9 protein-coding genes are annotated in these 7,952 nt (G+C 44.6%); 6 read left to right on the forward strand and 3 right to left on the reverse strand.

The window, feature by feature from the left end:
• The gene (locus tag BW947_RS06350) at positions 1–462 is read left to right on the forward strand and encodes a DUF2390 domain-containing protein (protein WP_076497660.1); all 462 of its coding nucleotides are present in this window, start codon (positions 1–3) and stop codon (positions 460–462) included.
• A 365-nt stretch (positions 463–827) separates the two neighbouring features.
• Here the strand turns inward: BW947_RS06350 and BW947_RS06355 are convergent, their stop codons facing one another.
• Positions 828–1,163, reverse strand: coding sequence for a winged helix-turn-helix transcriptional regulator (locus BW947_RS06355; RefSeq protein ID WP_076497662.1), 336 nt, complete (start codon positions 1,161–1,163; stop codon positions 828–830).
• 102 nt (positions 1,164–1,265) lie between these two features.
• Between BW947_RS06355 and BW947_RS06360 the strand changes: the two genes are divergently transcribed.
• Together BW947_RS06360 and BW947_RS06365 are read left to right on the forward strand one after the other, a co-directional pair.
• Entirely contained in the window at positions 1,266–2,048 is a 783-nt protein-coding gene (locus BW947_RS06360; RefSeq protein ID WP_076497664.1) for an SDR family NAD(P)-dependent oxidoreductase, read from the forward strand.
• Positions 2,049–2,210: 162 nt separating this feature from the next.
• Entirely contained in the window at positions 2,211–2,873 is a 663-nt protein-coding gene (locus BW947_RS06365; RefSeq protein WP_076497666.1) for a cupin domain-containing protein, read from the forward strand.
• A gap of 157 nt (positions 2,874–3,030) precedes the next feature.
• Here BW947_RS06365 and BW947_RS06370 read toward each other — a convergent pair whose 3' ends face one another.
• Together BW947_RS06370 and BW947_RS06375 are read right to left on the reverse strand one after the other, a co-directional pair.
• Positions 3,031–4,626 carry a GMC family oxidoreductase gene (locus tag BW947_RS06370; protein WP_076497668.1) on the reverse strand — a complete coding sequence of 532 codons (1,596 nt, stop codon included), beginning with the start codon at positions 4,624–4,626 and terminating at the stop codon, positions 3,031–3,033.
• Between the two features lie 141 nt (positions 4,627–4,767).
• A complete protein-coding gene (locus BW947_RS06375) occupies positions 4,768–5,277 on the reverse strand; it encodes a TAT leader-containing periplasmic protein (protein WP_076497670.1) in 510 nt (169 codons plus the stop codon).
• A gap of 175 nt (positions 5,278–5,452) precedes the next feature.
• Between BW947_RS06375 and BW947_RS06380 the strand changes: the two genes are divergently transcribed.
• The 3 genes from BW947_RS06380 to BW947_RS06390 all read left to right on the forward strand — a co-directional run bounded on the left by BW947_RS06380 (position 5,453) and on the right by BW947_RS06390 (position 7,703).
• Positions 5,453–6,496 carry a hydrolase gene (locus BW947_RS06380; protein ID WP_076497673.1) on the forward strand — a complete coding sequence of 348 codons (1,044 nt, stop codon included), beginning with the start codon at positions 5,453–5,455 and terminating at the stop codon, positions 6,494–6,496.
• Positions 6,480–6,725: a YheU family protein gene (locus BW947_RS06385; protein ID WP_076497675.1), complete on the forward strand. Its 246-nt coding sequence runs from the start codon at positions 6,480–6,482 to the stop codon at positions 6,723–6,725. Before BW947_RS06380 ends, BW947_RS06385 begins: the two co-directional genes overlap by 17 nt.
• Positions 6,726–6,815: 90 nt before the next feature.
• Positions 6,816–7,703 (forward strand): phosphoribulokinase, encoded by an 888-nt coding sequence (locus BW947_RS06390; RefSeq protein ID WP_076497676.1) that lies wholly within the window; start codon positions 6,816–6,818, stop codon positions 7,701–7,703.
• The last annotated feature ends 249 nt before the right edge of the window (positions 7,704–7,952 follow it).

Genomic DNA, 7,952 nt, shown 5'->3' on the forward strand with positions numbered 1-7,952 from the left:
ATGTCAGATGTAACCCAATTAGACAGTCAAATTTGGCAATGGTGTGATATGAGTTATGGGCAAAATAAAGCCCTATGCCTCGAATTACAAGACAGTTGCCAGGTCAACGTAAACCTACTTTTGCTGGCGCAATATTTAGATATTACCCTCGATGTTGCGGGGCCAAGGGAATATAGCGTGCAGCAGTGGCAAATGCTGGCGACTGCAATTAACGAATGGGATGAACGCTTTGTGTCGCCCTATCGCCGCCTGCGTCGCCTTGCTAAAACTCGCCTAGCTGAAAACGAATATCAGCAAATGCTGGATGTCGAATTAATGATGGAGCGCAAAGCCCAGCGGACTATTTTAAATCAACTCAGTGGAATACTGCCAAGCGGCCAGTCGAGTAACCTAGTGAGTTATTTAAGTTTATTTGGTCTTGGTGATGCTGATGTCAACAGTATGGGCATGTTAGCGCCCTAGGCACTCGGTGATGCAGATATATTGCGATGTGATCGCTTTTTCTAGCCTCTTTGTTAAATGCTACTAATCGCTTAGATTGCATGACACGTTGACCGCGCAGCAGCGATTGAATGCTGCATGGCAAGGTATTTAAGCTCTATCGAGAGGGGGTAACAGATTCTGTGTAACTGCAATTTAGTTAATACATCTCATCACTCGCTAGCGCTACAAACTTGTAGCGACAAGCGACTGTCTTATAAAACCGTTAACCATCACTAAACAGTCAATGATTCTCACTTGTATGGGTCAAGATTAACCGACTGCCATTATTAACGTTCATGACTCAAACCATAAAAATATCGCAAACATTGACGCCAACCGTAAGATTAGGCGTCGATTTCTTGCTGCAACTTTTCTAACTCATCCAAAATGTGCAGAAACTTTTGACCAAAGTCGGTCACTTGATACTCAACTCGTGGCGGGAGTTCGTTAAAAATAACTTTATCTAAAATGCCAAATTCGATGTTCTTTTTTAAGCATTGGTTCAACACTTTAGTTGAAAGCCCCTCAACGGAGCGCACCATTTCTCCTGGCCGCTGTACTCCGCTGGCCAAAAGCTGATAAACCGTTAATGACCATTTGCAGCCATAAATAGTCTCAACCATACGGGCAGAGCGTTCTGGCGGCGTTTTTCTCACAATAATTTTTTCATTGTTATTCATAAAGATGTACCAAAAAGTACCTGACTTACCGATTTGTACTTACTGTTAAAATAGTTATTGAATTCATAAGATTATCACGTTGATCATTCTTAGGATAAAAATATGAAATTTAATAGCGCACATCTTGCGATTATTGTCGGTGGTAGCAGCGGCATTGGTTTTGAAACAGCGAAACAACTTGCTAAGCAAGGTGTGTCACTGCTGATTGTGGGTAATCAGCAAGATAAACTCACCACTGCAGTAGCAACACTTAACAATGCTTACCGCGCACAAGGCGTGAAGGTTGAGGGTTTTCAAGCAAACCTTTACCAAGCTGCGGATATCAATCGCCTGATTAATCACATTGCCCAGCTCGAACAAAAAGTAGGTTATTTGGTCAATGCCGCAGGTTACTTTAATCCTAAATCCTTTATCGACCATTCAGAGTCTGATTACGATCTTTATATGGATTTAAATAAAGCGCTATTTAAAATTACGCAAGCAGTGACCCATAAAATGATCCAAGCCGGAGGGGGTAGCATAGTCAATATCGGCTCTATGTGGGCCAAGCAAGCTATAAAAGCAACACCATCATCGGCGTATTCGATGGCAAAAGCGGGATTACATGCATTAACGCAGCACTTAGCTATGGAGCTTGCCGACCAGAATATTAGAGTGAATGCGGTATCGCCCGCCGTTGTGAACACGCCCATCTACCATGCTTTTATTGACGCGGCAGAGCTTGACCAAGTCATGACAAGCTTTAATGGTTTTCATCCTATTGGTAGAGTAGGTACTGCGCTTGATGTGGCAAACAGCATTTGCTTTTTGTTATCCGATGAAACCAGTTGGGTTACAGGTGCCATTTGGGATATTGACGGCGGCGTGATGGCAGGACGAAACTGATTTAACCTTGCAGATTAAAAGTGAGCCACATTAACAGTGGCTCATGTTTGAAATGCTATTAATTTAACGTTACCGATATTGAAGGCCTATCACTTTATATCACAACGATTAAAATGAAGCCGCTTAACGTGCTGACATTCAAGATAAATAAGGCGTAACACTATGCTCAATATGAACTTTAGCGAGCGCATCGTTATCGATACGCAGCAGCAAACATGGCTGCCAAGTCCTGCAAAAGGCGTGTGGCGCAAACCGCTAGAACGGGAAGCTAAAGAGTCAGGGCACACCAGTAGCATAGTGAAATATGATGCGAACTCGCAGTTTGCGACCCACCAGCATCCGTTTGGTGAAGAGATTTTTGTGCTTGAGGGCGTATTTTCAGATGAAAATGGCGATTATCCCGCAGGCAGTTATCTGCGCCATCCACCGGGGAGCCAGCATGCGCCCTTTAGTAAAGAAGGTTGCATCATCTTTGTGAAACTTAATCAATTTGATCCGCGCGATACTGACGTGGTTAAACTCAATACCCAGCATACTAAATGGTTAGCAGGAATGGGTGGCCTACAAGTTATGCCACTGCACGAGTTTGAACATGAGCATACCGCGCTAGTAAAATGGCCTAAAGATGAAGTCTTTCAGCCCCATCGCCATTTTGGCGGCGAAGAAATATTAGTGCTAACGGGTAAGTTTCAAGATGAACAGGGCGAATATCCGCGCCACACTTGGATACGTAGTCCACATATGAGCGGCCATTTCCCGTTTGTTAAAGAAGAAACCATTATCTTAGTTAAAACAGGGCATTTACCCGTGAGTTTACCAAAGTGATAACACTCAATACCACAACGTAGAGATAAGCCATAACAGCCCTATAACGTAGTGAAAAGAATAACAACATCAAATGGTTGCAGACTATTTGATACTGTCATAGGTTTGATGCTGTTATAGATTTGATGATATTTTTGCTAAATATCTTAGCTGAAAGTTAAGTTAAGCCAGCGGTCAACTTCTCGGCTAGCTTAGTGGCATTACGTGCCGTGATGCCATAAATCGATAACTGAGGATTGGCCCCAAGGCTAGTCGGAAAAACAGAGCCGTCCATTACAGATAAATTAGCTAAATAGTGCGATTGACCATAACTATCGACCATAGAAAGCTTTTCATCTTCCCCAAAAGGGCAACCGCCCATCACATGCGCTGATGCAACCACAGTGCGCAGCGGTGCGAGCACCATATTAGCAATACTCTCTTTCACCTCTTTCCACGACGACAAATATGGCATGCCATCACTGATCGGTAGCACTTTTAGCGCGCCTGCCGCAAATTGTAATTCCGCCATACTGGCAAAGGCGCGGCGTGCGGCGCGCCAAAAGGCATCGGTCAACGGATAATCCAAATTAAAGCCTTTAGGCGTTAAGTGCACTTCACCGCCTTGACTGTCGGGATGATAACCATCACGGATAAGGGCAATAGTCACTTGCAACTGATTGAACTGCGACATTAATTCGGCATGACTTGCGCCATAGCCTAAGGTTTTAGAGGCGATTAAAATTGGGTGCACTGGCGGCACTTCAAGTTTATAACCCAGCTCACCATCGGCGGTATTTTTCCAGACAAATTCATCGGAGTAGATAGATTGCGGCGCGCCGCTATGACCATTAATCGCATCGGCAAATACACCACCTGATAATAGTGTTGGATGTAAAAAAGTACGCTTGCCTAATAACTGATAGGGATCGGGCACCTGCGATCGCATCAACAACACGGGAGTATGGATAGCGCCAGCACTCAAAATATAATGTTTAGCTTTAAATAGCAGCTCAACGTCAGTCGGGCGTAAATGGGTATCCAGCGCCTGTGCTTTTAACGCAAAAACTTGGCCATTATGGTGCTCAATCTTCATCACTTTAGCGCGGCTGATCAGCTGCGCCCCTTTATCAAGCGCTGCGGGTATCGTGGTCACTAACATCGACTGTTTAGCATTGACCGGACAACCCATGCCGCAATAGCCAGTATTCCAGCAACCAGCTACATTGCGTTTGATCACGGTATAATCCCAGCCTAAGTTTATGCACCCTTGCTTTAGGGCGGCATTATTACGATTGGGTTCGTAATTCCACTCGTGGATGTTGAGCCTTTGCTCCATTTTTTCAAACCAAGGGTCTAAGCTCTCGCGATTGAGTCCAGCAACTGATTTATGTTGCGCCCAAAAAGCTAACGCCTCAGTTGGCGTGCGAATAGAAGTGGTCCAGTTAACAGTGGTTGAGCCACCAACAGCACGACCTTGAAAAATCCCAATCGCCTTGTCGGCAGTTTTCATCGCCGCCGCCTGTTGATATAAGTTAGGGTAAGCGACGCGCTCTTCCATATTAAAATCACTAGACGATTTCAGCGGTCCCGCCTCAATCATGATGACACTCAGCCCCGCTTGGGTGAGGATTTCAGCCGCAACGCCGCCGCCAGCCCCCGTTCCAACGATAACCACATCGGCTTCAAACGTTTGGTTTGCTTGCAATTGACTCGCATCGGTATGCAACCAACCTGAGTTTAAGCCATTCACTATGGGATCTATAATTGCCAACTTGGGTGCTCCACTGTCGCGGGTAAGGTTGTTATTATTCGACTTTTAATACGCCTATAAGTCAGTTTTTATTTAATACTCAAGTTTTAAAGAACTTAGGTTTAAGGAACTCAGGTTTAAAGGGCTTAAACGTTAAAACGCTCACGATTTAAATAGCTCAGGCTTAGCATAATGTAAACGGTTCCAATGCTCAGGACAGGCATAAAAGCTGGCCATAATGAGTTCTCGCAGTCCTAAATAAGCCGTTTGTAACAGCGCAAAATAACTGTGACGCCACGTTTCTAACATGTCAGTTAATTCAGCGGGAGAGCGCATTAATAACGGCGTCATACTAGAAGTAAGCACCAGTAACCCAAGGCGATTTTCAAGCATATCCAGTAGTTCAAACAACTCGGTTTGCTGCTCATCTGGCAATACTGCAATGGATTGCTTAATGGCATCTAAGGTGCGATTTTGCGCCGCTAACTTGTGGGTTGTTACATCAGGCAAGGCGCCATCGAGTATCACTGGTAACAGCACGCTAAATAGCAAACGGTAATCTTTAGCCTCACTGTCTTCGGGTAAACTAAACTCGGGCGAATAGAGATTAACCCCTAAAGCTAACGCCGCCGTACCGGCAAATGCGCTCATTAAAAAGGTTCGTCGCTTCATTTGCTGCTCCTAACTATCCGTCCAAATATCGGTATAAAAAACAATTGTGCTACAATAGCGGCCAGTTTATACCTAAGCGACCTCAACATACGAGTTTCTACATTGTTAAATAATTAGGTATAAATTAAACACACGTTTTAATTTTCAGCAATAGCCGATACCAAGATAAATACCCATGCCGAATATCTTTATGCCACCTTGGTGGGCCAAGAGCCCACATATACAAACGATTTTACCCGTATTCACTAAAGTGGCTAAACCTGGCTTACAAAGGCAACGAGTCGAGTTACCCGATGGCGATTTTGTCGATTTAGATTGGCAGGGGCTTCCACAAGTTGGCAAACCGATTGTGGTCATTATCCACGGGTTAGAAGGCAGTGCTCAATCCCATTATGCCAGACGGATACTGCAAGCCTGTAAAGCACAACAGTTGGCAGCGGTAGTACATCATCATCGAAGTTGTTCAGGTGAGGCCAATCGCCTCGCCCGCAGTTATCACAGTGGTGACACCGACGATTTACAGTTTAGTTTATCCATATTAAAAAATGCCTATCCACACTCACCATTATTAGCCGTGGGTTACAGTTTAGGAGGTAATGTACTGACTAAATATTTAGGTGAATATCAAGATGATAGTTTATTAGCCCGCGCAGTAGTTGTCTCGGCGCCACTGCAATTATCGGCCTGTGCAAAACGTTTAGAGCACGGGTTTTCAAGGGTCTATCAAAGTCATTTGATTAAACAGTTACGACAAAAAATAAGCCATAAGCTGAGCGATCCCGACTTGGCTATATCTATGCCACTAAGTCAGTTAGAGGTTGACCGTTTAAGCACCTTCTATGATTTTGACGATAAAGTCACCGCGCCTTTGCACGGTTTTGATGGTGTTGACGATTACTATACTCGTGCCAGTGGCTTGCCCTTTGTCAGCCGCATCTCAAAACCGACACTGATTATACATGCCAAGGACGATCCCTTTATGACTGACGCAGTTATCCCGCGTCCAAGTCAATTATCAGGCTATGTGGAATACGAATTACATGCCCATGGCGGCCATGTTGGTTTTATCGATGGCGGCACGCCTTGGAAACCCCATTACTATCTAGAAAGCCGAGTTTTACAGTTTCTAGTGGGCAAGTATAACCTTGACCAATCGAATGTTAGTCCAATCAATCGCGACGCTATCGCACAAGGAAATACCGATGCTCATTCCCTATGAAACCCTGTTACAACTCCCTAAAGAAACCCTAGTCAATTTAATCCGTGAGTATTTACTCGGCCAAGTGGAAGATGGCAGCTTTAGCAGCCTTGATGAACAGGAGTTATCTCAAGCGATAGTCCAATGTCAACAAGCACTTAAACAGGGGAAGCTAAAGCTAGAGTACAGCGAGGACGACGAGTCCTTCGCCATACGCTCGGCAGATCAAATAGCACAGCAGCAAGATTGACCCGTCCTACCTCTGTACCGTATAAATAGTACTCGCGTTTTTATCGCTTCTTCATAAGCGGCTCTTTTGGTTCCTAGTTAGGTAGAATACATGTCAGCAAAACATCCCATTATTGCAGTAACAGGCTCATCAGGCGCAGGAACCACCACCACTACCACCGCCTTTAGCCATATTTTTCGGCAACTTGGGATCAACGCCGCTTTTGTCGAAGGTGACAGTTTTCATCATTTTACCCGCGCTGAGATGGAAGTGATGATCCGCAAATCTCAAACAGAGAATCGAAACCTCAGTTATTTTGGCCCTGAGGCCAATAACTTTGCCCGACTAGAACAATGTTTTCGCGATTACAGTGGCACGGGTCAAGGTGAAACACGCAGTTATTTACACACCTTCGATGAAGCCGTGCCTTTTAACCAAATGCCCGGTACGTTTACCCAATGGCGGCCTCTGCCTGAAAACACCGACATGCTCTACTATGAAGGCCTGCACGGCGGTGTTGTGACTGATGAAGCGAATGTCGCGCAGCATGTCGATCTACTGATCGGTATGGTTCCTATCGTCAACTTAGAGTGGATCCAAAAAATTATCCGCGATACCTCTGAACGTGGCCATAGTCGTGAGAAGGTAATGGGATCGATTGTGCGTAGTATGGACGATTATATTAAGCACATGACGCCACAATTCTCCCGTACGCATATCAACTTTCAGCGAGTGCCCACAGTAGATACGTCTAACCCTTTTAGCGCTAAAAATATTCCGAGCTTGGACGAAAGTTTTGTGGTGATCCGCTTTCGCGGCATCAACAATGTCGATTTCCCCTATTATCTCAACATGATCCAAGGCTCATTTATGTCGCGAATCAATACCTTAGTAGTTCCAGGTGGGAAAATGTCCTTAGCAATGGAGTTAATTCTTACACCCTTAGTTAAGGATTTAATGGAAAAGCGCCAACAACTCAATAGCCCAGAAGCAAACTAACGCTCAGCATGTGTGAAATATAAGTAGCTAGAAAAGGGGTTAAATAAAGTCTTTTACCTATGGATTAAGTTTTATTTAAGCCATTAACGCTAATCTTGTCAGCATCGGGATTTCAGGCGAAAGAACGATAGTTGGCATACTCTTGGGAGTTAATTCCCCCATCTTGATCTGTTGATTTCCTTGAGTATGTCAGCAACCTCTTATGAAAAGTTAATTCCGCATCCATGCTTGATCTGTTGATTTCCTTGA

The sequence above is a fragment of the Shewanella morhuae genome, from assembly GCF_900156405.1.
Classification (GTDB): Bacteria; Pseudomonadota; Gammaproteobacteria; order Enterobacterales; family Shewanellaceae; genus Shewanella; species Shewanella morhuae.